Origin of the sequence: Chryseobacterium wanjuense (assembly GCF_900111495.1) — a bacterium.
GTDB lineage: Bacteria > Bacteroidota > Bacteroidia > Flavobacteriales > Weeksellaceae > Chryseobacterium > Chryseobacterium wanjuense.
Map to the genome: position 1 here is coordinate 75,128 of NZ_FOIU01000001.1, position 24,711 is coordinate 99,838.

Below are 24,711 nucleotides of genomic sequence, written 5' to 3' on the forward strand. Positions count from 1 at the left end.
AAACTTGCATTACGAAAACAATGAAAAGTATCGTTAATAATAATTAATTAAAAAAAGGCTACGGTAAAAAATTGTTAATTTTTATTTTTGTATCGTGTTGGTTTTTAATGGATTAAAATATTATTATGTTAAATCGGATTAATGATAGAAATAATGAAATTTTTTCAAATTGAATACAATACATTATAATTGCTGATTTTTCAAGCTTTCCCCATATAATTTCGAGTCACTCCATTTGGCGTGCTTAGACGGACTGATTTTATACCCCTTTCTATAAGCATACACTTTGGTATATTCTGCACCGAAGAAAATGAGCATACATGAATAATTGATCCACATCATAATCAAAATAATCGTTCCTGCCGTACCGAAAGCCGAAGTAGGTTTTGTCGTTCCGAAATAAAGACTCAACAGGAATTTCCCCAGCGTAAACAAAGCTGCTGTAAGAAAAGCGCCTTTCCATACGGGCTTCCAACTGACTTTTACATCCGGAAGAACTTTAAACATCAATGCAAAAAGCAACATTACGAATCCGAAGCCTACCGCAAAATTCACCAATTCTACGAGCATATAGGTTTCAAAGCCGAAGTATCGGGTGATAATTTTATTAAAAACACTGATTAATGAAGACAGAATCATCGTAATCATCAATAAAAATCCCAAAATCAGAATCATTCCCAATGAATTGACCCTGTCCAGAAGGAATTTTACCAACGCTTTTTTCGGGGCAGATTTCACATCCCAAAGACTGTTCAGCGAATGCTGCAACTGAAAGAAGAGGGTAGTGGAACCAAAAATCAAAGCTCCGACTCCTACGGCTTTCATAATGACATTGTGTTTGTCAATTAAAGCTCCGGCAATCATGTCTTCGATGCTTTTTGAAACTTCAGGTCCCATAACACCGCTGATCTGTTTGCTGATCTCTCCGCGGATGGCTTCTTCACCAAAGAAATATCCTGCGATCCAGATAATGATAATTAATAATCCGGGAATGGAAAAAATAGCGTAATACGCCAGACTCGCCGAATCTTTCATGGCGGAGGAATTGTTCCATTCCGAGAAGGTTTCTTTCAAGGTTTCCCAAAAAAAATTTACATGCTTTCTCATTTGTTGTGTTTTTTATGTTTAGAAAGGATATCCGATAGCAATATTCAAAATAAGATTATCTTTTCTCCAGCTTGGATCTCCGAATTTAATCCTGTCAAATGTCCATCTTTCATTTTTTTCATAATACGGAACTCTCAATGGCATGGCGAGGTCTAATCTTAAAATTAAAATAGAAAAATCAAGTCTCAGACCAAATCCTGCTCCCACAGCAATTTCACTCAAAAATTCTTTGGAAAATTTGGCGCCGGGTCTTTTGGGGTCTTCATTTACCAGCCATACATTTCCGGCATCGGCAAAAACGGCGACATTGAGAAATTTATATAGATTGGCTCGGTATTCGGCATTTAATTCTAACTTTATATCCCCGGATTGGTCAAAAAATTCTCCCGGAGTCAGCGTTCTGGGATCAAAACTTCCCGGTCCCAAAGTCCTTGCACGGAAGGCTCTCACACTATTACTACCACCGGAGAAAAATTGTCTAGAAAAAGGAATATGATCAGAATTCCCGTATGGGTAAGCAACGCCTGCAATCGCTCTTGTTGCTAAAGAAGTTTTTTCTGTAAACTTGTGATAAAACCTGAAATCATTCTCAATTTTTGCAAACTGACTGAAAGGAATTCCGAAAATATTTTTCTGTTTGCCTTTATCCACATTAGCACCCATCAATAATCCGGTTAAGTTCCCGGCCAGATCCAATGTACCTTTATAATAGATGGTATTAGGCTTTTGTAGCATGGTGTTGGTGTAGGTATACGAATAAATAGGCCCGAAAATAAGCTGTTTGTCAACTACCCTCTGTAAGTAAATATTAGCATCTGCTTTAGCCTGATATTCCGGGGTGACATTTGCCGGTGATACATACGTGATGTCTATCACTTTAAGATCGTGCTCTTTTCTAGCATTTTCTTTCCATACATAGCCGAATGAAGCATTGAAGGTATTTAAAGTATAATTCTGCGTACGGTTTTGGAATTCATATCCCAATATGATATTGGTTCTCGGTACAAAAGCACTTGAAGAATTAAATCTAAACGGCGCAACAAGTCTTGGAATCGAAAGCTGGGCATTGGCTCCTGCTCTGAAAATATTATTGGCATTCTCAGGCCCACCGATCTGAACGTCGAAAGCGCCGTAAATAGAAGCCTTGAACTGCTCAGCTCCACGGAAAAAGTTTCTGTGGGTCCAGTTTAAGTTTAATTCACTTCCTGCGTAGTTGGCAGAATTGGTTCTTCCCAAAGCTTCCAGACGAAGGGACTGGATTTGTCTCGGGGTTAATAAATAATAAGCATCGAATTTATGCTGCAGAGAATCGGAAACTACAAATTGATTTTTCACAAACTTGAAAACCCCCAGACTGATCAGTCGGTTTAGGGTAAGATTGTGATTTGTTCTGTTGTAAAGATCTCCTTTTTTAAAATATAAAGCTCTGTCGAAAATTTTTGGTTTAAATTTATGTTCAGGATCAATCACATAGATGTCTTCATGAGCATATTTTTGAAGAGAATCTGCATTCATTGGGACATTGTATTTTCCATCCTTCACGTCTCTTATATTGTAATTCGGGAAAACAATTACTTTATCAATACTGAATTGCTCGGTCGCAAGCGCAGGAGTATTGTCTTTTAGTTTTACAATAAGTTCAACTTTATGTTTTTTGCTGATTGTACTGTCCGCCTGTACGATAATGTTATCAGGACTGAAATAATAGAACCCTTTTTCTTTCAGCCCGTTGTCGATTCTGTCTCTTTCAGCTTTGATGACATCAAGGTCAAAAGGATTGCTTTTTTTCAGAAAAGTTTTATCGGTAAGGGTTTGAATTTCTTTATTAATGATTGTAGAATCTTTCAGAAATCTCACATCACTGATCAAATATCTGGCTCCCGGACTTACATTATAGATGACCTTGGCTCTTTTATCTTTAGAAACTGTGTCGTAGGTGGCTTTTGCATTGAAATATCCTTTGTTTTCAGAATAATTTTGAATAATATCTTTATTGAATTCTCGGTCTACATCACCCAACAGAACGGGTTTTTCACCGACTTTGTTTTTAAGCCAGTAATTAAACCCTTTTTCTTTTTTCGGTTCTTTGGCGATATTGTAGAAAAATAATCTTGGTCTTAGTCCTAAAAATGTAGAATTCGGTTTCGGTGTAAGATTGCTTTCAAGGGCAGCTTTCAGATCTTTTTCTTCCTGTTTGGAAAGAGAATCGTTTTTAATATTGATTTCGGCGCCGGTATACAGCATCTGTCCTTCCTTCAGATATTTTGTATTACTGCACGAAAGCGTCGCGGAAGCCAGTCCGGACGCAAACAAATATTTAAAATAAGTTTGGATTTTTTTCATTATTTAAATTCTACCACTTGGTTTTTCTTATTTTCTCTGGATTCTCTCTGTCTTTTGTTTCTGGATTTTTGGAAAATCTCCCTGAATTTGTCATAGTCTAACGTAATGATAAACCCGACTCCGGTTTCCACGATCTGCCCTTGCAGAGCCACCTGATATTCATTCTTACGATAGGCGCGAAGCATGTATCTTCCGTCTTTGGAAAGGCTGTAATCTACCGTAACATCTCCTGCAATATTGGTCGTGCTTTCATTTTGGCGGGCATCTCCTTCGAGTCCGAAATTACTTCCCACCGAAACTTTTAGTCTGTCGTTCAACAGTTTTTTGCTGATGTCTACATTCAGGTCGGTTCGTGTATTTTTTGCTCCTGTGGAATAATCTTCGGAAGATTCAAGATCAAAATTAAGATCCACTCCTTTGATTAATCCTGAGGCCAGGTTATTCAATTGCTGCGAAAGAATTTTACTCACACTTTGTCTCGCCAGCATTTCTCCGGACATTCCGGCTCCGGATTCAAATGGGTTTTCACCGATAAATCTGTTTAATAATAATAAAGCAAAAATCTGTTTGTTCATATCAGATTCCTGACTTCTGAGCTGGGTAAGTTTTTGCTCGACAATATCCGTAACCGTTGAAGAAACGGAATTGTTGTCTTCATCAGTGGTAATATCAAAACTGATCTGCGGCTTCAGCAATTCTCCTTTCATTTTTAATAATGCACTGAAAGGAATTCTTTGCTTAAACTGGTTCATCACATCGGCACTTTCCCCGCTGATCTGCTGTTCAACTAAATCTATCGGTGCCGCTTCTGTTTTATAAACGGCGGTGATATCCATAATTGCCGTGGTTGGTTCGCCCGTCCAGGTAATCGTGCTTCCTTTTTGAATATCAAACTTACGTTTCATGATACTTACCGACATTTCATAGCTTCCGGATTCTACTTCATAAACCCCGACAAGAGTAGTTTTTCCCGAAGGATCGATTCCTCCCGTTAAATCTGCTTCTCCCTGAAGTTTTACAAAATCTCCGTTGGCTTTATCGATTAATAAAGATAATTTTGCGTCTTTATTGATCTCAATATTTACACTCACATCCATTCCTTTGATACGGCTTTGGGAGTTGAGAGAATCTGTTTTGATGGTTTTATTTAAAACAACCTGATCCTGGTCAATAAATTCTACAATTCCTTCTCTATCCTGCATAGAAGGGGTGGATTGCGGAAGTACAAACGTAAAATCCGTATTGTCGGCAACGGCTAATCTTCCGTCAACTTTCGGTAGATCCAGATCTCCGCGAATGTGTAATGCTGCATCGATCGCTAAAATCCCGTACATGATGGCATCATCCGATTTTTGAGAATTCACGACTTTGAAATCTTTGGCGTTCACATCAAGATTGAACGCGAAATCTCTGTACGTCTGTGTCAGAACCTGTCCGTCGATATCCATCGAGTTTCCGTCTTTATCGTTAATTTTAAAATTATTAAATTCTATTCCACGGCTTGTAAAATCAATTTCATCATTCAGTTTTCTGAAATCACTTCCGGTTTCTGCAATCTGCAGCCCGACTTCATTGAATTTTACTTTCCCTACAATATTAGGTTTATCCGTAGTTCCAGTGATTTTCAGGTTGCCAGAAAGATAGCCTTCCGTATTCGTAATCGCGTTCATAGAAAATCCTTGTACACTCTTCATCTGAAGCTGGTTGATGGCCATATTCATGTCAAACGAGCTTGAAGAAGTATTGTAATCTCCCACAATTTTCACATCATTATTATTTCCTGAAAGAACAATATTAGCATTTAAAAGATTCGGTGAAGTGTTGTTTACCTTCGCATCGACATTTCCGACAGGACTTCCGTATACGAATAAATCGGTGATTTTTAAATCTGAAGTGAAGGTCATATTTTTCGTCAGATTACGAAGCTGAGCCGTTCCGTTGATATTTCCTCTGGCTAAAACGGTGTCTTTTTTAATTAATTCCGTAATGGTTTCGATTTTAAAATCCTTCAACGAAACATTTAGAGGAGCATTTGGAGATTGGGATTCAGACTGTAAAGAAATTTCGCTTCCTCCATTCGAAAGTCTGAAATTATCTGCAAAAATTCCATTGTCACTGATCTGGATTTTGTTGTTTTCTGCAACAGTCCAGTCGGTATAATTTAATTTTAAACCATTTGGATTTAACGAAATTTCCGTGATGTCGTTCAAAGATTTTGCATTTCCTGCAATTAAAAACTGGGTAACATTTTTCTGGTCTTTCGTGGTAATATTATAATTGATGACATTATTCGCAACGTCTCCGGTGATATTTACTTTATTTAAAGCAAAGCTCGAACTTTTCAACGCGGCGACATTGAAGTTGTATTGTAAGGCCTGGTTTTCGTTGGTGACTTTCAGGGAAGCATTTTCGATTGAATTTTCACCATACAGAAGCTGCGGAATCTCCCCGTCGATTTCAATTTTCTGGGAATCGGCATCATAATTTCCGACTAAATTGATCGTTTCAAAACTCTTCAGATCCGGAACAAATTTTCTGATGACATCGTCATTTTTTATTTTTGCACGAAACGCAAAGAACTGTCCCGCCTGGATTTTCTGAGCTTTTCCAGGTTTTTGGAACTGATAATATTGGTTCACAGTATTGGCTAAAGAACCAAAAATCTGCGTCAGTTTATATTTTCCTTTCAATTCTACATCCGCGATCTGCGAATTCAAAATAATATGAGTAGAATCATTGGTGGAAGAAGCTTTCAAATTAACTTCCTGCAACGGATAAACTTCTTTTGTGTCGGAAAAAGCGAAGTTTTTAAGATTCAAATATCCATTCAGGTTATCGGGATCTAAGCTGGTAAAATCTGCGTCAATTTTTCCGGCAAGAATCATTGGTTTTTCATAGAAACCAAGTTTGTTGAGGTCTAATTTGATGATGTCTCCGTCTACTTTTACCGTAGGATTTTTTTCGTTATAAACTCCTGAAGCGGTTAATAATAAATTAGCATTCGGATCTTTTGAGTTTAAAACAATATTGTAAGCCCCACGATTGATTTTCCCCGTAAGATTCATATTCTGATAGCGGTACCCTTTGTAGACTGCGGATGCAACATAGCCTTTCAAGTCTGCTTTTGCGTTTTTAAAATCAAAACTTTCTCCTTTTGCAGCAATCTGTGCCGTAACTGCCCCAATATCTTTATTCTGAATAATCTTTCCGATCTGTAAACCCTGAAGATTGGCTTTTACATCATACAATTCATGGTTTTTTCTCCTCATATCGATTTGGGCGACCACCGCAGCATTTCCCAATGTAGAGTAGAGGTTGAGGTTGGCATTTACAACCTTTGTGGTGCCTTTTGCAACACCTTTGACGCTCATGTTGGAAGGAAGGGAAATATTGGAAGGAATGGTGTTTTTCGGAACCAAATTGAAGATCGTTTTTGCTGATGAAGACAATTCCGTAATTCTGAGATCATAATACAAATTGTCAGGATTCATCGCATTTTTGATTCTTCCTGATGCGGCTACTCTCAGCTGATCCAATCCGGAAACTTTCAGATTATTGATCAATAGATCATTCACGCTTCCTTTTACATTGGCATTCACATGTAAAATAGCATTTGGATATTTATTGAATGGAACCGTATTTCGTAAAGTCGGAACTAAATTTAAAATATCAGCGAAACCGATTCTTGAATCTTTAATATTGGCTGAAAGTTTTACGGCTCCAAGATTTGAGCTTAATTGCTCGATTGAATTATAATTTAAAACAACCTCATCGCGAAGCAGCGTTTTGGGAGTTTGTAAATAAAGGTCTTTTAAATAAGCTTCTTTTTCATTATACACAAAATCCGTATTGAATTTCTGAATATCAAGCCCTCTCGCTTCCTTAATTTCTGCGGAATTTACCGTTCCTGCAAAAGTATTATTCTGCATTTTAAAGCTTCTTACCTCAACATTCATTTTGGAAAAATTCAGGTGGTTGTAGTCCATTCCCTGCTTTGTAGGAGCTATCGCCGTATTGTTGTACACGACTTTTACATCATTTAAAACTATTTTTCCAAGCAATAAACTCAACGCTTTTTCCTGATCCGTAGCTTTTGAAACTTCCGGTTCTTTTGTATTTTTCGGATTGGCATTCTGAGTAGGAAGATAAAGATTGGCATTAATATCTGCTCCGGAAAGATAGACATTTGCCACATTGTAGGAATTATTCTCCAGATCAAGTTTGTTCACTTTTGTGCTTAATTCCTTAAAGAGAACCTTTGCAAAAGTTTTGGTATTGTCATCTCCGTAATCGATGTCGAAATTGGTGAGTTTTATCCCTCTCAGGCCAATCTGCATCGGCTTTTTATCGTTCAGGGAATCGACTTTTTTCTCCACTTTTTTGGAGACTTCCTTTACGAGGTCTTGTTTTAATTTTAACTTTAATCCGTCAAGATTAATGTCATTAACAGCATATTTGTTGTTATTTAAATCAAAGGTTTTTACCCGTGTGTCGAAAGATTTAAAGTAAAGTTTTATATCATTCTGGGATTGCTGGTCGTTGAAAGTAACACCGATATCTTTTAAATTAATTTTATCTAATGAAATAATGAAGGGTTTCGAGGGACTTTCCTCTTTATCACTGGTCGCGAAGGCATCAATAATATAATCAAAATTGAATTTTCCGTCCGGTTTTCTCACCACATTGGCGCGAACGCCTTCCATATCGACCGATGTGATGTCTGCCGTGGACTTCAGGAGTTTCCACATGTGCAGCCCGACATCCAGTTTCCTCACCGCCAGAAGCGTATCGGTATCCTGGCCTTTTAAATAAAGTTTTTCCATCACAAGGCTGTTCGGAAATCCTATATAAACTTTTTCGAGGCTTACGTCGGTCTTTATTTTTTTTTCAAGATAGACGACAAGTTTGTCTTTGATAAAATTTTGAACGACAGGAAGTCTCAAGCTAAAAATAAGCAATGTGAAAAAAACCAATATGGAAATAAAGGTTATGAGTATTCGCCTGAGTAATTTTTTTTTATTGATTTTCAGTTTCAAGAGTGTTTCTATTTAAACAAATATAATAATAGTATTTTATTATTGCACTTGTTGTGGTACTCTTAGCGAATACAAAAATCCTGCCTTGACTGCCCGATTATGGAATTTAGTTTAGTTAATTGTCAAGTGAATTTGTTGATGGATGACAATCAAGGCGCGGATTTTGTTTTTTTAAAGCCCCCTTTTTATCCCATTTTCTTTAGTGTTGAAAAGGTTTAGCAAAAATGAAAATTCGAATGTTAGTTTAGTTATTCAAGGGGGCTTGGTATAGTTTGTAAGTTTGAGATATTAGTTTTTTTTTAATTGTTTCCGTTTTCCCATTTGGCTACTTCACCTTGCGGGGCAGCACCTCCTTGAGCTGGGGTAATTGGGGCAGTTTCCTGATTGATATGATAGATATAGGCTGCAATTTTTTCTGCATCCCTTCCTGTAATAGTACCTTCTTTAATCAAAGGACGCATGGTCGGGTTGTTGGGAGAGCCGTTTTCCAGCATCCAGAAAACATTTTTGAATAAGCTTTTTTCTTTAATATTAATCCAGTAAGTATCTGTTAAATTCGGACCGATTCCTCCTTTTCCTCCTTCTCCGTGGCAGGTTACACAATTGGTCTTGAAAAGCTCCTGACCTTCAGCAATATTATCTGCGCTGTATTTTGCGGATTCCAGATTGATTTGGGGTGCAGTTTTCTCATATTCTTCGATGGAAGCGAGCATTTGCTTGGTTTCTGCATTCAGTTCTGCATCGGGATGAGCATAATCTGTAAAAGCAAAAGCCGTCATATACACTGCGCAGAAAATAAATCCGAACCAGAATAGCCCGATCCACCATTTGGGAAGTGAATTGTCGAGTTCTGTGATTCCGTCGAAACCATGATCGATCAGGATATCTTTTTCTTCAGTAGCAGACTGTTTCTTGAATGCCGAATTCCAGAGTTTTTGAAAATAAGGAATATTTTTTTCTTTTAAATATTGAGCTTTTTCTTCATCAGATAATTTGGAGAAATTCTGATTTTCAATTAAATCTCCAATCGAATTCATGATGAGAAGCAAAATAATGGCAATCAGCATCAGTCCCCAAAAGAACGGAGAAGAAAAATATCCTGAATCGTGTGCGAACATTTCGAACGCCATGATCGTCAAACCTACGGTTACAAGAATGTATATTGAAATTGGAGTTCTCGTTTTCATTTTAATTCTATTTAAAATTAATTGGTACTTGCAGTTTGAACCTGAGTGGTTTTAATATCCGTTCCTAATCTTTGCAGATAGGCGATCATCGCTACAATTTCCCTTTGCTCAAGCGGTACAAAAGAGTTTCCTTTTGCCATTCTGTCTTTATCTACCTGCTGTTTTACATCATTGGCTTCAGCATAAATTCTTTTCACAATACCTTTGGCTTGGTTGTCTGCCCATTGATTGGCGGAATCTATTTCTGCTTTTGTGTAAGGAACATCGAAATAATTTTTCATTAATTTCATTTTATCAACCATTTTGGTTTTGTCTAATGTATTGGCAATCAACCATGGAAAACGTGGCATAATGGAACCTGCAGAAGTGATTCTTGGGTTGTACATGTGTTTAAAGTGCCATGAGTCAGGGTTTCTGCCGCCTTCTCTGTGAAGATCCGGTCCGGTTCTTTTGGAACCCCAAAGGAATGGTCTGTCGTAAACAAATTCCCCTGCCTTAGAATATTGTCCGTTTTTACCTTCAAATCTTACAATCTCATCTCGGAAAGGTCTGATCATCTGTGAATGACACGAGTTACAGCCTTCTCTGATGTATAAATCCCGGCCTTCCAGTTCTAATGGAGAATAAGGTTTTACAGCGGTAATGGTAGGAACACTTTGTTTTAAACTTAATGTCGGAATAATTTCCACCAGACCTCCGATTGCAACAGCAATGAAAGCTAAGATTGAAAGGAATTTTGGAGTTCTTTCCAACCATAAGTGGATTCCTTCGCCTTCTTTTCTCGCAGATCCGATGTTGGCCAATGCAGGTGCTTCCGCAGGAACATTTTTCTGGAATGAACCTTGTTTAATGGTTTTAACCACATTCACCACCATTAAAATAGCTCCTGACAGATAAAACACCCCACCTAAAAATCTCATTTTATAATAAGGAATAATCGCAGTGACGGTATCCAGCCAGTTTTTCCAAACCAACGTTCCGTCCGGATTAAACTGCTTCCACATCAACCCTTGCGTGAAACCTGAAATATACATGGGTACGGCATAGAAAATAATTCCCAAAGTTCCGAGCCAGAAATGCAAGTTGGCCAGTTTTTTAGACCAAAGCTCAGTTCTCCACATCACCGGAATAAGATAATAGACGATACCGAATGCCATGAAACCGTTCCAGCCTAGAGCTCCGATATGTACGTGACCGATGACCCAGTCTGTGTAATGCCCGATTTTATTTAAAGATTTTGTGGCTAATAAAGGGCCTTCAAAAGTTGCCATCCCATAGCAGGTAACGGCTACCACAAAGAATTTCAGAATAGGATTTTCTCTTACTTTATCCCATGCTCCTCTTAAGGTTAAAAGCCCGTTTAACATTCCTCCCCAGGAAGGGGCGATCAGCATGATGGAAAACCCCGTTCCCACTGCCTGAGCCCAAGCCGGAAGTGCCGTATATTGCAGGTGGTGTGGTCCCGCCCAAAGATAAACGAAGATCAGCGACCAGAAGTGGATGATTGATAATTTATAAGAAAATACCGGTCTGTCTGCAGCTTTTGGCAAGAAATAATACATTAAACCTAAAACCGGAGTCGTCAATACGAACGCCACTGCGTTATGACCGTACCACCATTGTACCAAAGCGTCTTTTGTTCCTGAATAAATTGAATAGGATTTCCAGCCTGTAAAAGATAACGGAACTTCAAGATTATTAAAGATATGAAGCATGGCTACGGCAATCCAGGTACCGATGTAGAACCAGATTGCAACATATAAATGCCGAACCCTTCTTTTGGCAATCGTTCCGAACATATTAATCCCGAAAACGACCCATGAGATGGTAATCAGAATATCAATCGGCCATTCGTGTTCCGCATATTCTTTTGAAGTGTTGATTCCCATTAAGAAAGTGATCACCACGCTTACAATCATGATCTGCCATGTCCAGAAATGAATCCATGAAAGGGTATCGCTGTACATTCTTGTTTTTAATAATCTCTGCATGCTGTAATAGGCACCGCAGAAAAAGGAATTACAGACGAAAGCAAAAATAACGGCACTTGTATGCAACATTCTTATTCTTCCGAATCCTAACGCTCCTTGTGTATTAATCAGCCCCTGAATATTTCCTGATGCCAAGCTTTTAATGGTTGTATCATCAGTTCCGAATAAAAATTCCGGAAGTTCGGGGTAAAAAAGCATCAGTGCAGCCGTAAGACCGAGTAAAAAACCTACCAAACCGAATGCAATCGTAGCGTACAAGAATGCTTTGACAATAGCATTGTCATAATTAAATCTTTGCGTCTCCATAATTCCAATTGTATTGTACTGAAGTGATATTTTTTCTTTTACAATAAGATTTTGTGAATGATTTTTAATCTAAATCGTAAATAATTAAAATATCATGTAACGTAATAATGTTTTGCCAAAGGTATTCACTAACTTTGTGTAAGTCTAATAGATATACTTCTAAAGTATACCGAAAACTACTAAAACCGGAACAATGAAAATTTGCAGTCAAAACATCAGAAAAATCAGACGGAGTAAGGATCTTACTCAGGAATATATGGCTTTTGAAATGGGTATTTCACAAAAAGCTTACTCTGATATTGAAAACGCTAAAGTGAAGATCAATCTGGAAATTCTCACGAAAATTTCTGATATTCTTGACATTAAGCCTTCTGAAATATGCAGCATCTCGGATAAGTGCGCCAATGAGTTTGAGGATAAATATCATGGTCTTCTGGAGTATATGAAAAAGAATGATATTTCTATTCCGAAAGAATATTTGTAAATTTTTACTAAAAATAAAAAAGACAGGCTGCTTCGAAGCAGCCTGTCTTTTTTTATAATCAAACCTTCAAGGTTTATAAGTGAACTGAAAATTTAACCAAATTATTTCTTCAATAATCCCGGATAAAGAACTCCGTCTGTTTTTAAATTAAGATTTAATAAATAAGCAATTAACGGTGCGATATCTTCCTGTCCCATTAAAGGAATTACTGTTCCTTCTTTAATATTTCTTCCGAAAGCAACGAAACCTGTCTGGATCTCTTTAAAATCAGTTGGAAGATAACCGTGTGTTCCTCCGTCTGCTGCTTTTAATAATTCTCCTGTTGCTGTAGCCCCGAAACTTACCCCCTGATAAGCTGCTAAAGCTAATGATGCCGTCGGATCGCCCTGCGCTTCTGCAACCTGCTGTTTATTCAGAACGTGGAAAAGTTTTTTGTATCCGTCTGGGAGATTGTTCAGAAGTTCATTTACTTTATTTAATGTAGCCTTATCATTAGGATTTTTCAAATGTAAAAATGCCGATCCTCCGCTTGCCTGAAAATAAGCTTTCCACTCTTCTTTTTTATCGTTGTTGTACAGTCCGGCCTTTGCCAGCATTACATTCGGGTTGAATTGTGTATGGATATCCACAAAACCATGATCTCCAGTTATGATAAATGTCGTGTTATCCTGAATTCCTGCTGCCGTAGCGGCATCGATCAATGTTTTAATAGCAACATCTGCGCCCACAACTGCAGAACGCACTTTATCGCCTTCTCTTCCCTGTTCGTGCTCGAAATGATCGGTGGCCGCGATGTGAAGAGCTAAAAATGAAGGTTTATATCTTTTCAAAATATAGGCAGCCATTCTGGCTTTGTTTTGGTCAGTTACCGCATAATCTAAACTTGCACCATATTCCGCAAATTTTCCTACAGCATAATCCTGAACCTCCTGGAAAAGCTCTTTAGGAGTGGATTCCATGCTCATAGCTTTTACTTCGTCCTTTTTTTCTCCTTTATTTTTAGGAAGATAAACGTATTCTGGTAAGTTGTAAGTAATTGGGGCTCCTACTGTTACCGGCCAGCTCACACCCGCGGTAGTAAGACCGGCTTCTTTCGCAGCAGTGAAAATAGTAGGTACCTTGATATCTTTATAAAACCAAAACCATTCTCCTGTAATTCCCAAAGGTTGAACCGGGGTGTTGTAATAAATACCATGTTTTGCAGGCAATACACCACTCACCATCGTAGTATGCGACGGATAAGTAACGGTAGGAAAAGAACCTCGTACACCGTTGGCATAAGCTCCTTTTTTCATCATTTGTCTCAGATTTACCATAGACCATTCCGCATCCAGATAAAATTCAGGTCTCAAACCATCTACACTTATCAAAACCACATGTTTAGAATTATCCTGGGCTTTTACCAATCCCACTGCGAGAGCAAGAAAAAAGAATATTTTTTTCATTGTAAAAATTTTTGCAAGATTAGAACATTAGTATTAATAGGAGATGAACGGTTTATTAAATGTCTTACATAAGAAATGTTTTTTTCAAGAGAATGTGTTTTTTGATTTAAATTTTAAATAATTAATGACCAAAAACAAGGAGGTATAGAATGAAAAAAACCACCCTTAAAAGGATGGTTTTTCGTAGACCCACAGGGATTCGAACCCCAGATGACTGAACCAAAATCAGTAGTGTTACCGCTACACCATGGGTCTTTGTTTATTTCAGTGGTGCAAATTTACAGCTTTTTTCATTACATGCAAAAACTTTTTAAACTTTTTTTTAAATTTACTGTGCTTTTTTACCCAAGCCAATCATGCAGATAAACTTCAATAATCTCAATATTAATCAATTATCTTTTGAAACGGAATTCGAACAGAAAATCAAAAAATTCCTGGAAGAATGGTTTTCCGAATCGGAGACGGTAAGGGTACAAACTTCCGGTTCTACGGGCATTCCGAAGGTTTTTGATATTGAGAAAAAGAAAATGATCAATTCCGCAGAAATGACTTGCGATTTTCTTGGATTAAAAGAAGGAAATACAGCATTGATTTGCCTTCCGGTAGAGTATATTTCGGGGAAAATGATGATCGTAAGATCGATGGTGAAAGAATTAAGATTAATTGTTGTTCATCCCTCTACAAAGCCTTTAGAGCATATCAACGATGAGGTTGATTTTTGTGCAATGACGCCGCTTCAGGTTGAAAATTCTTTGGATAAACTGCATTTAATTAAAAATTTAATCATCGGCGGGGCTGCAGTATCAGAAAGTTTGAAAACCAAAATCACTCAAACGCTCCAATTCTCCAATTCTCCAACCCGGATATTTGAAACCTATGGAATGTCTGAAACCCTTTCCCATATTGCTTTGAAACAAATTTTTCCTCTGACGGAAGATTATTTTACCGTTTTTGAAAATGTTACTATTTCTAGAGACGAAAGAGGATGTCTGAAAATTTTTGCACCCAATTTGAATGCTGAAGTTTTGCAAACTAATGATTTAGTTGAAATCAAATCTGACAATAAGCAATTTAGATTTTTGGGACGAATAGATAACATAATTAATTCCGGAGGAGCGAAAATTTTTCCTGAACAATTAGAATCATTAGTAAAGAAAAAAATTCCGAATGAAGTTGTATTTTTAGGCTTGAATGATGAAAGTTTGGGACAAAAATTGATATTGGTAATTGAAGGAAAAGAATCGGAAAATTTAATTGAAAAAATTTCAGCGATGCCGTTTGAAAAAAAATTTCACAAGCCGAAAGAGATTATTTTTATCGAAAAAATCCCAAGAACTCCGAATGGGAAAATCAACCGAATCGAATTAACTAAAATTATCGGTAATAAATAACCGGCATGAAAATTCCCCTCATTTGGAAGGGGGCGAAAATTCAAAGAATTTTTGACGGGGTGGTTAAATCTTTTAAAAGCAATTAATGAAAAAAGATATAATTAAAATTGCAGTTTTATTTTCAGCAGCAATTGTCGGATGGATATTTTGGGTAAAACAAAGTATAAAAGATGCTGAAATACAGGATAAATACGAGCAGCCATTTTTTCATAATAATATCTTAATAAACGGAAGAGTGGGTGGCGTAAGTGATTCGGGAAATCACTGTTTTGGAATAATATATTTGAAAGATTTTGTAAGCAATGTAAAAGAATTTAATCCATACAAAAAAGATATTTTTCCCTATGCGATTAAAAATAATGAAGCTGAAATTTACTCATGGATGTGTTTGTACGATGTCGAGGAGGGAGATTCTATTATAGTAAATTCAAATGATAGAAGTATATTAGTAATTAAAAAAGATTTAAGAGAGAAGAAAGAGGGTGATCTAAAATTCGTTAATGACGAAAAAGATTATATACAACAAAATTCAAAACTAAAATTCCAATGAAAGATTTTTCAAAAGAACTCAGTTTCAAAACCTCCCGCAGCAGCGGAGCAGGGGGGCAGAACGTTAATAAAGTTGAGACTGCTGTGACAGTGCTTTGGAATGTCGGTGAGTCTGAATTTTTTAATGAAGATCAAAAGCTTTTAATTCAAAATAAACTAAAAAACAGGATCAATGCAGAAGGATTTTTATTCTTAACGGTTTCTGAAAGTAGAACGCAATTAATGAATAAAAACAAAGCCATTGAAAAAATCCTGGAGATTGTAGATAAGTCTTTATTTATTCCTAAAAAGAGAGTGGCGACAAAACCCTCAAAAAATCAAAAACAAAAAAGGCTGGACACCAAGAAGAAAATTTCAGAGAAGAAAGAAAACAGGAAATTTAGATATTAGAAGTAGAACGAGATGAGTGCTCTTCAATACATATATTTTTATAACTCATAGTAAATCCCTATCTTAGCAAAAATAAGCACAAAATGATTATTACAACACAAAATTCTTTTTTAGCAAAACTTCGTCAGTCGAAGGTGTTGTTGTCGTTGCTTTATTTACATACAGATTCTTTCCTGAAAAGTTCTAAGGAGTTTATCAAGTAAGCCCTGTCAGGATCCAAGACAGGGGAATTTTCCGATTTAAATTATATTTTTTTTTGATGCATTTTTCATAGGAACGAGCGGTATTTTGCTTGTATTCCTACGTTGGATCATTGTAAAATCGTCATATTTTAATCTTTTAAAATTAAATAAAATGTCAGATAATATTATTGTAACAACCGGAATTTATGATGCGATAAAAGATACCTTGAGAAGAAAAAAAGTAACTGTTTTAGAAGAAAAGAGACTTGCAGAAGAACTTAGAAAAGCAAAACAGGTTTTGAGAAGAGACCTGCCTTCTGACGTCGTGACGGTTGATCGAAAGGTAACGATTAAGGATCATACGCAAAATTTCGAACATGAATATATTTTTGTGGCAACTACAAAAGCGAAGCCCGCAAAAAATAAATATTCAATTTTATCAGATATTGCCCTTGCTACCGTTGGATACAAGGTTGGAGATATCATCGATTGGCCTTTCAAAGATGGGGAAAGAAAAATTGAAATCTTAAAAGTAGAACCTTGGCAAGGGTAATTTTAAAGAGAAAAGTACAGCTTATTGCAAGTTGTACTTTTTTTAATTAAAGTTTAATAAAGTGTCTGTAGCTTTTTAAATCTAATAAAAATCTTATTTTTGCTCAAAATTTAGAATAATGATTAAAAAACTAATAACACTGGGATTATTTTCAATCTCTGCAATGTCTTTTGCTCAAAAAGTTTCGCTTATGCCATCTGTTGGTTATGCCTGGAGAACGGCGGAGATGCCGAAAGGTATTACTTATGAAGAGAGAAATTATATTAAAGGATTAAAAAAAGGGGTCAATTTTGACATTTCTGCTTACTATCATGTTAATCATATCTTAGGAGTTGGGTTGAAATTTTCCAACTACAGCGCATCAAGCGATGGAAGATTAACTGTGATGGATAACCAGGGAAATGTTGTTACCGGGAATGTAAGTACAAAAGATAATATTACATTTTTTGGTCCGGCTTTGATGATTTCAAATTTCAGCGAACAAACCAGGCACAAAATGTTTGTTGATATGGGATTAGGAGTTATTTCCTATACAACAAAAACGGGTAGTGTAAAAGGGACGGGCTCTAATTTGGGAGCTGAGCTTAATTTCGGTTACCAGTACCAAGTCTCCAAAAACTTCTTAATCGGTCCAAAACTGGGACTTACTGCCGGAACGCTTAGTAAAATGAAGTTCAACGGCGTTACGTATGAATTTGGCGAAGAAGAAAAAGAAGGTTTACACAGAGTTTCTTTGAGTGCAGCCGCTACATTCCGTTTTTAAGTTTTATCTTTGCAAAAATTAAAAAAATGAATAAACCGATTACCGAATTCATAGAAAAATATTACCTGCACTTCAATGCAGCTGCGTTGGTGGATGCCTCTAAAGGTTACGTTGCACACCTTAAAGAAGGTGGAAAGATGATGATCACTTTGGCAGGGGCAATGTCTACTGCGGAGTTGGGAAAAATCCTTGCAGAAATGATTCGTCAGGATAAAGTAGATTTTATTTCTTGTACAGGAGCCAATCTTGAAGAAGATTTGATGAATCTTGTGGCACATTCTCATTACGAAAGAGTTCCTCATTACAGAGATTTAACGGCTCAGGATGAGTGGGATCTTTTGGAAAGAGGTTTAAATAGAGTTACAGATACATGTATCCCGGAAGAAGAAGCTTTCAGAAGGTTACAGAAACATATTGTTGAAATCTGGAAAGATGCAGAAGCAAAGGGAGAAAGATATTTCCCGCACGAATTTATGTATAAAATGATCCTTTCAGGAGTGTTGGAACAGTATTACGAAATTCCGAGAGAAAACTCTTGGATGATCGCTGCGGCGGAGAAAAACTTGCCGATCGTAGTTCCGGGATGGGAAGATTCTACCATGGGTAACATCTTCGCTTCTTACTGCATCAAAGGAGAATTGAAGGCTACGACTATGAAATCAGGGATCGAATACATGACTTATCTGGCAGATTGGTACACAAAAAATTCAGGTGGAAAAGGAGTGGGGTTCTTCCAGATCGGTGGAGGTATCGCAGGAGATTTCCCGATCTGTGTGGTTCCGATGTTGTATCAGGATATGGAAATGCATGATATTCCGTTCTGGTCATATTTCTGTCAGATTTCAGATTCTACGACTTCTTACGGTTCGTACTCGGGAGCAGTTCCGAACGAGAAAATCACTTGGGGTAAACTGGATATCACTACACCGAAATTTATCGTTGAAAGTGATGCTACGATCTGTGCACCATTAATGTTCTCTTATATTTTAGAGAATTAATTATTAGAAAATGTCATCCTGAGCTTGTCGAAGGATCTCAAAATACAAACGTTCCAATTTTTGGGACGTTTTTTATTTCCCACAAATTACGCAAATCTGCATAGATGTTTGTGTCTATTCGTGAAAAATTATTTGTGAAATTTGTGTTTAAATTTAGGGCGTGTCCCTCTCCAAAGCAATCCCAAAGCTCGGGTCGGGCTTCTCCGGGCTCCACTTCGTTCCGGTCTCGTTGTCGAAACAACGAGACTGCTCCCTTCGGTCGCACCCTCCATATCCCTCACGCGAAACTGTTAGTCCAAAGAATTCACCAGCACAAAATACCGATAGGCTAAAATCCCTTTTTGAAATTTTGTGAGTTTATTCGGATCTTTATTACTTAATTTTGGGAGAATCGCTTTATTCACTTTATTCAGCCAACGGAAAAATGTTTTTTTCATAACTTTATATTTTTAGTGATTGGATTTTAGAAAATGTAAAGTCCAAAAATAATGCAAAACAAAACATGGACGAAATATTCAAAAAACAAGTCTGGGAAATCACAAAATTAGTTCCCAAAGGAAGAGTAACAAGTTATGGAGCGATTGCCAAAGCAGTCGGTTATCCGAATCATTCGCGTCACGTAGGAAAAGCGATGGGAGGTTGCCCGAAAGATGTTCCTGCACATCGTGTAATTTCCAGTTCGGGAACTTTATCTGTTCCGGAGTTTCAGAAAAGATTAGAAGCCGAAGGAATTGTTGTTGAGAATTTTAGAATTAAAAATTTTAAGAAGCTGTTTTGGGATCCGTTGACGGAGTTATAAATTATTAATAGTGAGTTATAAGTCAAGGCTTCGAGAACCTCAGCCTGACAACGCTGTAAATCCTACAAAAAACAGTTAGTATTAGAGATATCAGGCTTCGAGAGCCTCAGCCTGACAATGCTGTAAATCCTACAAAAAACAGTTAGTATTAGAGATATCAGGCTTCGAGAACCTCAGCCTGATAACGCTGTAAATCTTACAAAAAACAGCTAGTATTAGGGATGTCAGGCTGAGGTTCTCGAAGCCTTTAAAGCTGATAAAAGTTTCGGCGGTGCCTTTGGCACCGCCGAAACTCTGATAATACAAAGTGAAAACTACTCATAAAAAGTTTCGGGGCGACTTTGTCGCCCCGAAACCCCTATATAAAATAACCATATTATTTATTCAGATTCTGATAACTTCTTTGAATAAAGTCTGTCAGATCTTTTCCTTTCAATAAATTCTGAGAAAGTTTAGCCAAATCCAAAGCGTATTTAATCAAACCTTCTTTTTCCTCCGAATTCTCAGATTTCAAAATCTGACTCGCAAATTCACTATTGGAATTCACCACCAGATTATACATTTCCGGGAATCCGCCCATTCCAAACATTCCGCCGCCGCCGGTTGCCTGCATATCTTTCATTCTTCTCATAAATTCCGGTTGAGTGATCGTGAAAGGTGCATCATTGCTGTCCAGATCCTCAAGCTGAACCGTGAATTTTGTATCATTAATTGCTTCCTCAACATTCTTTTTCAATGATTCTTTTTCCGTTTCATTCAATTTAGAAATGAGGGGTTCATCTTTTTTAATCAAATTATTGATATGATCTGCATCCACTCTTACAAAAGAAATTTTCTCTTTTGAAGTTTCCAGTTTTTGGATAACGTGAGGAATAATCGGTGAATCCAAAAGAAGAACTTCATACCCTTTATCCTTCGCAGACTGAATATAACTGTGTTGTTCATCAGCATTTGAAGCATAAAGAACGATTAAATTTCCATCTTTATCGGTCTGGTTTAATTTAATTTTTTCTTCCAATTCATTCCACAAGAAATATTTTCCGTCTGTTGTTGGATATAATGTGAATTTATCTGCCTTTTCAGCAAATTTCTCTTCCGTTACGATTCCATATTCGATAACGATTTTAATGTCATTCCATTTTTTCTCATAATCTTCACAGTTTTCGTTGATGAGAGAAGACATTTTGTCGGCAACCTTTTTCGTGATGTAAGACGAAATTTTCTTCACCGCACCATCTGCCTGTAAGTAAGAACGAGAAACATTCAACGGAATATCCGGAGAATCAATAACTCCACGAAGAAGCATTAAGAAATCAGGAACGATACCTTTCACCTCATCCGTTACAAATACTTGATTTTGATAGAGTTGAATTTTATCTTTTTCAATATTTAAATTATTGCTCAGTTTCGGGAAGAATAAAATCCCCGTCAGATTAAACGGATAATCAACATTCAAATGAATATTAAATAATGGCTCCTCAAACTGCATCGGGTACAATTCGTGGTAGAATTTCATATAATCTTCATTCGTTAGTTCATTGGGAGCAATCGTCCACGCTGGAGTAGGGTTGTTGATGATATTATCAACTTCTTCCGTTTCTGCAACGGCATCTTCCGGAGCGTCTTCCGGTAAAGGCAATGTGTGGGTTCTTGTACCAAATTTAATCGGAACCGGCATGAATTTGTTATATTTCAACAACAATTCACGGATTTTCCCTTCATCCAAAAATTCAGTCGAATCTTCTGCAATATGAAGAATAATTTCTGTTCCTCTGTCGGTTTTGTCTGTCGTTTCTTCTAAAGTAAATTCAGGACTTCCATCGCAAATCCAACGAACGGCTGGCTCATCTTTGTAAGATTTGGTTAAGATTTCCACTTTCTCTGCCACCATAAACGCAGAGTAAAATCCAAGTCCGAAATGACCGATAATTCCCGAATCTTTCGCGGTGTCTTTGTATTTTTCCAAAAACTCTTCAGCTCCCGAAAAAGCCACTTGGTTGATGTATTTTTGAACTTCTTCACCCGTCATTCCAATTCCTTGATCTATGATGCGAAGCGTTTTATTTTCTTTGTCGATTTTAACTTCCAGTTTCGGATTTCCGTATTCAACTTTTGCTTCACCAATGCTTGTTAGATGCTTTAATTTTAAAGTTGCATCCGTTGCATTAGAAATCAATTCTCTCAGGAATATTTCGTGGTCACTGTAAAGAAATTTTTTGATAAGCGGGAAAATATTTTCCACAGATACATTAATATTTCCTTTAGTCATAATATTTTTAGTTTTAATTTTCTCTTAATTCTTTCTCAAAAAAAAGACCGTTTGACTAAAAGTGACATTTTGACATTTTTTGTATTTAGAAATCAGAAATTAGAAATTAGAAATTAGCTTATTAATAAGCACTCCGAAAAATTCCCCTCCTCTGGAGGGGTGGCAAAAATTCAAAGAATTTTTGACGGGGTGGTTCAAATAAACAAATAAATTTTAAGCACAAATCCCACAAATATTTTCACAAAATAAAACCCAAACATCTGCGCAATCTGCAAAATCCGCGAGAGAAAATAACTTCAACAAGCTTAACAACAGCTAGCTTTATCCCTTCGCAATGACAATAAAAAAGACAGCCCAAAAGACTGCCTTTCAATATTTTTAAATCAAAAAACTTATTTTGCTTTGTTTTTCAATTCCTCTTTGATTTTGTTTTCCAATTCCTCAGCAAGTTCAGGATTGTCTTTTAACACATCCTTCACGGCATCACGACCTTGCCCCAGCTTAGTTTCTTCATAGCTGAACCAAGAACCGCTTTTCTTCACAATTCCTAATTCTACCGCCTGATCAAGGATTTCTCCTGTTTTAGAAACACCTTCTCCATACATGATATCAAATTCTGCTTGTTTGAAAGGTGGCGCTACTTTATTTTTCACGATTTTCACTTTCACGCGGCTTCCGATCGCTTCATCTCCGTTTTTGATCGGGGCACTTGCTTTTCTGATGTCCACTCTTACAGACGCGTAGAATTTCAAAGCATTACCACCTGTTGTTGTTTCAGGGTTTCCAAACATTACACCGATTTTTTCTCTCAACTGGTTGATGAAGATTACCGTACATTTTGTTCTGGAAATAGTTGCTGTTAATTTTCTCAATGCCTGAGACATCAATCTTGCGTGAAGACCCATTTTAGAATCTCCCATTTCACCTTCAATCTCCGCTTTTGGAGTTAATGCTGCTACAGAGTCGATAACGACGATATCAATTGCTCCTGAACGGATCAGGTTATCGGCAATTTCCAAAGCCTGTTCACCGTTGTCCGGCTGAGAGATAATTAGGTTTTCTAAATCGATGCCCAGTTTTGCGGCATAAGTTCTGTCGAAAGCATGCTCCGCATCGATAAATGCTGCAATTCCTCCTGCTTTCTGAGCTTCTGCAATGGCGTGAAGTGTTAAAGTTGTTTTACCTGAAGATTCAGGACCGTAGATTTCGATAATTCTTCCTCTCGGGTATCCACCTACTCCAAGAGCGATGTCCAATCCCAAAGATCCTGAAGGAATTACCTCAATAGTATTGTCGACAGAGTTTTCTCCCAACGTCATTACAGTACCTTTTCCGTATGTTTTATCTAGTTTGTCAAGCACCAGTGCAAGTGCTTTTTTCTTATCATCAATATTACTCATCTGTTGTTTAAATAATTTCTCAAAAATACGAAATTTTACGATCAAAAACTAATATTATTTGCTCCTGAAACCTGTTTTTATAGTTAAAAAATAATAAAATTTTGAGACAGCAATTTAATAATTAATGAACTGTAAATGTATTATTTGGAGTTTTTTACAGTTTGAGATTTATAAACTAAACCTTCAAGGTTTCAAAAACCTTGAAGGTTTGATTGGATACTATATTTTAATGAAAATTAGAGTTTTGTGTAATCTTAAGATAATCCGTTAAAACCTTCATTTGATCTTTATTTCCTTTCCGGATTCTGGCTTTTCTGCTTACGGTTTTGTCATAAATTTTGTTGATGAACCATTTTGTGTAAGGGAAGACGTTTCTGTTGGCGACATCCGGAATCTGCAGTCTTCTACAAACATCATCATCCAATAAAAACCAGGTACAGCAAATGTGAAGGTAACGTAAATTTTTTCGCTGAAATTGATATTTTAAGATAGGATTTTCCAAAGACTCGTTGAGCAGGGAATGGGCGAGAAGCACAGAATCTTTATCTGCGGGAGGCTGAATCGAAGTCCATAGATAAAAATATTCCGTTGCCTGTTTTTTATCGTTGGGAAGGAGGTTTTCAGGGATGCCGAGCAAATATCCGACGTATTTCCAAAGATGGAAAATTCCTTTTTCTTCCTGTGGCGAAAAGGTATTGCCCAACTTTTTTAAGCTATGAAGAAATACGAGACTGAAACCAATATAAGTCGCCATCATATCCCATGAATTGATGGGTTCGCCCCAGTTTTCCGTGTCCCAGTTTTTATAATATTTTTTGATGGAAAGTCTTGCGTATGAATGAATCAACCTGGTTTTTATGGCAAATTCGTAGCCTTTTTTATGAATTTCCAGAGCGTCATATCTTGTGACATTCACCCAAAAATCCAATGTTTCGGAAAGTCTTTTTACGGCACCTTTTTTTAAGGCTTCCGTCGCGATTAACGGTTTGTTGAGATAAGCATAATCATAACCACCCATTAAGCAGTAATCACGCAGGGAAATCAATGAATCGAGATTGCTTCTCATGCAAAGTTCTGCACCGCTTTTAATCAGGTCATAATCCAGCCAATCCGGAATTTTCTGAGTCTGCAGAAGGAGTTTTTTTACACTTTCAGGAACATCATCATTCTCGGAAATGCCGTTTCGGATATAACCTTCGATTTCCCGTGATGCTTCATGAAATTTTTTCGTTAAATAAACATCTTTTGCCACTTCATCACCGATTTCGTCCACATGATAATAGTAGGGTGCAAATTTTTCAAAATCTTTAAAGCTGGGTTGTGCTCCGGAAAAATCTATAAGCTCTTTTCCGTTGCCTTTAATCCAAAAGTCTTTGAAGTGTGATGAATCCTTGAATCGTGGTTGTAAAATCGTTATTTCCATGAAGGATAAAAATACAAGTTTTACGCCGAAGTTTCATCGTGAGATTTATCAGGAATTTACAGTCAATATGATCTTTAAATTTATTTTATATATCA

General features: G+C 37.0%; 18 protein-coding genes and 1 tRNA gene. 8 read left to right on the forward strand and 11 right to left on the reverse strand.

Annotated features, from left to right (window positions below):
- Positions 1–183 precede the first annotated feature (183 nt).
- The 5 genes from BMX24_RS00315 to ccoN all read right to left on the reverse strand — a co-directional run bounded on the left by BMX24_RS00315 (position 184) and on the right by ccoN (position 11,970).
- Complete coding sequence (locus BMX24_RS00315; RefSeq protein ID WP_089789995.1) at positions 184–1,107, reverse strand: YihY/virulence factor BrkB family protein; 924 nt, start codon at positions 1,105–1,107, stop codon at positions 184–186.
- Positions 1,108–1,125: 18 nt separating this feature from the next.
- On the reverse strand, positions 1,126–3,450 hold the full coding sequence (gene tamL / locus BMX24_RS00320) for a translocation and assembly module lipoprotein TamL (protein WP_089789997.1): 2,325 nt from the start codon (positions 3,448–3,450) through the stop codon (positions 1,126–1,128).
- The gene (locus tag BMX24_RS00325; protein ID WP_089789999.1) at positions 3,450–8,486 is read right to left on the reverse strand and encodes a translocation/assembly module TamB domain-containing protein; all 5,037 of its coding nucleotides are present in this window, start codon (positions 8,484–8,486) and stop codon (positions 3,450–3,452) included. Before BMX24_RS00325 ends, tamL begins: the two co-directional genes overlap by 1 nt.
- A 299-nt stretch (positions 8,487–8,785) precedes the next feature.
- Entirely contained in the window at positions 8,786–9,673 is an 888-nt protein-coding gene (locus BMX24_RS00330) for a cbb3-type cytochrome c oxidase N-terminal domain-containing protein (RefSeq protein WP_089790001.1), read from the reverse strand.
- Positions 9,674–9,690: 17 nt separating this feature from the next.
- Positions 9,691–11,970, reverse strand: coding sequence for a cytochrome-c oxidase, cbb3-type subunit I (ccoN, locus tag BMX24_RS00335; protein ID WP_089790003.1), 2,280 nt, complete (start codon positions 11,968–11,970; stop codon positions 9,691–9,693).
- 193 nt (positions 11,971–12,163) lie between these two features.
- Here ccoN and BMX24_RS00340 point away from each other — a divergent pair, with 193 nt between their 5' ends.
- The gene (locus tag BMX24_RS00340; RefSeq protein WP_089790005.1) at positions 12,164–12,454 is read left to right on the forward strand and encodes a helix-turn-helix domain-containing protein; all 291 of its coding nucleotides are present in this window, start codon (positions 12,164–12,166) and stop codon (positions 12,452–12,454) included.
- A gap of 101 nt (positions 12,455–12,555) precedes the next feature.
- Here the strand turns inward: BMX24_RS00340 and BMX24_RS00345 are convergent, their stop codons facing one another.
- On the reverse strand, positions 12,556–13,899 hold the full coding sequence (locus tag BMX24_RS00345; RefSeq protein ID WP_089790007.1) for an alkaline phosphatase family protein: 1,344 nt from the start codon (positions 13,897–13,899) through the stop codon (positions 12,556–12,558).
- A 184-nt stretch (positions 13,900–14,083) separates the two neighbouring features.
- Positions 14,084–14,154 (reverse strand) — tRNA-Gln (locus tag BMX24_RS00350).
- A gap of 101 nt (positions 14,155–14,255) precedes the next feature.
- Here BMX24_RS00350 and BMX24_RS00355 point away from each other — a divergent pair.
- The 6 genes from BMX24_RS00355 to BMX24_RS00380 all read left to right on the forward strand — a co-directional run bounded on the left by BMX24_RS00355 (position 14,256) and on the right by BMX24_RS00380 (position 18,725).
- The gene (locus tag BMX24_RS00355; protein ID WP_089790009.1) at positions 14,256–15,290 is read left to right on the forward strand and encodes an AMP-binding protein; all 1,035 of its coding nucleotides are present in this window, start codon (positions 14,256–14,258) and stop codon (positions 15,288–15,290) included.
- Between the two features lie 85 nt (positions 15,291–15,375).
- On the forward strand, positions 15,376–15,840 hold the full coding sequence (locus tag BMX24_RS00360) for a hypothetical protein (protein WP_089790012.1): 465 nt from the start codon (positions 15,376–15,378) through the stop codon (positions 15,838–15,840).
- A complete protein-coding gene (arfB, locus tag BMX24_RS00365; RefSeq protein WP_089790014.1) occupies positions 15,837–16,229 on the forward strand; it encodes an alternative ribosome rescue aminoacyl-tRNA hydrolase ArfB in 393 nt (130 codons plus the stop codon). Before BMX24_RS00360 ends, arfB begins: the two co-directional genes overlap by 4 nt.
- A 354-nt stretch (positions 16,230–16,583) precedes the next feature.
- Positions 16,584–16,964: a GreA/GreB family elongation factor gene (locus BMX24_RS00370; protein ID WP_089790016.1), complete on the forward strand. Its 381-nt coding sequence runs from the start codon at positions 16,584–16,586 to the stop codon at positions 16,962–16,964.
- A 118-nt stretch (positions 16,965–17,082) separates the two neighbouring features.
- Entirely contained in the window at positions 17,083–17,727 is a 645-nt protein-coding gene (locus tag BMX24_RS00375) for an acyloxyacyl hydrolase (RefSeq protein ID WP_089790018.1), read from the forward strand.
- A 26-nt stretch (positions 17,728–17,753) separates the two neighbouring features.
- Positions 17,754–18,725 (forward strand): deoxyhypusine synthase family protein, encoded by a 972-nt coding sequence (locus BMX24_RS00380; RefSeq protein WP_089790020.1) that lies wholly within the window; start codon positions 17,754–17,756, stop codon positions 18,723–18,725.
- A gap of 290 nt (positions 18,726–19,015) precedes the next feature.
- On the opposite strand, the gene BMX24_RS21095 is transcribed toward BMX24_RS00380, so the two are convergent.
- Positions 19,016–19,162, reverse strand: a complete 147-nt coding sequence (locus BMX24_RS21095) for a hypothetical protein (RefSeq protein WP_170835631.1) — start codon at positions 19,160–19,162, stop codon at positions 19,016–19,018.
- 65 nt (positions 19,163–19,227) lie between these two features.
- Here BMX24_RS21095 and BMX24_RS00385 point away from each other — a divergent pair, with 65 nt between their 5' ends.
- Positions 19,228–19,524 (forward strand): MGMT family protein, encoded by a 297-nt coding sequence (locus tag BMX24_RS00385; RefSeq protein WP_089790022.1) that lies wholly within the window; start codon positions 19,228–19,230, stop codon positions 19,522–19,524.
- 376 nt (positions 19,525–19,900) lie between these two features.
- Here BMX24_RS00385 and htpG read toward each other — a convergent pair whose 3' ends face one another.
- From htpG to BMX24_RS00400, 3 genes are all read right to left on the reverse strand, one after another.
- Positions 19,901–21,793, reverse strand: a complete 1,893-nt coding sequence (gene htpG, locus BMX24_RS00390; protein ID WP_089790024.1) for a molecular chaperone HtpG — start codon at positions 21,791–21,793, stop codon at positions 19,901–19,903.
- A 392-nt stretch (positions 21,794–22,185) separates the two neighbouring features.
- Entirely contained in the window at positions 22,186–23,193 is a 1,008-nt protein-coding gene (gene recA, locus BMX24_RS00395) for a recombinase RecA (RefSeq protein ID WP_089790026.1), read from the reverse strand.
- A gap of 226 nt (positions 23,194–23,419) precedes the next feature.
- Entirely contained in the window at positions 23,420–24,616 is a 1,197-nt protein-coding gene (locus tag BMX24_RS00400; RefSeq protein WP_089790028.1) for an oxygenase MpaB family protein, read from the reverse strand.
- Positions 24,617–24,711: the final 95 nt, after the last annotated feature.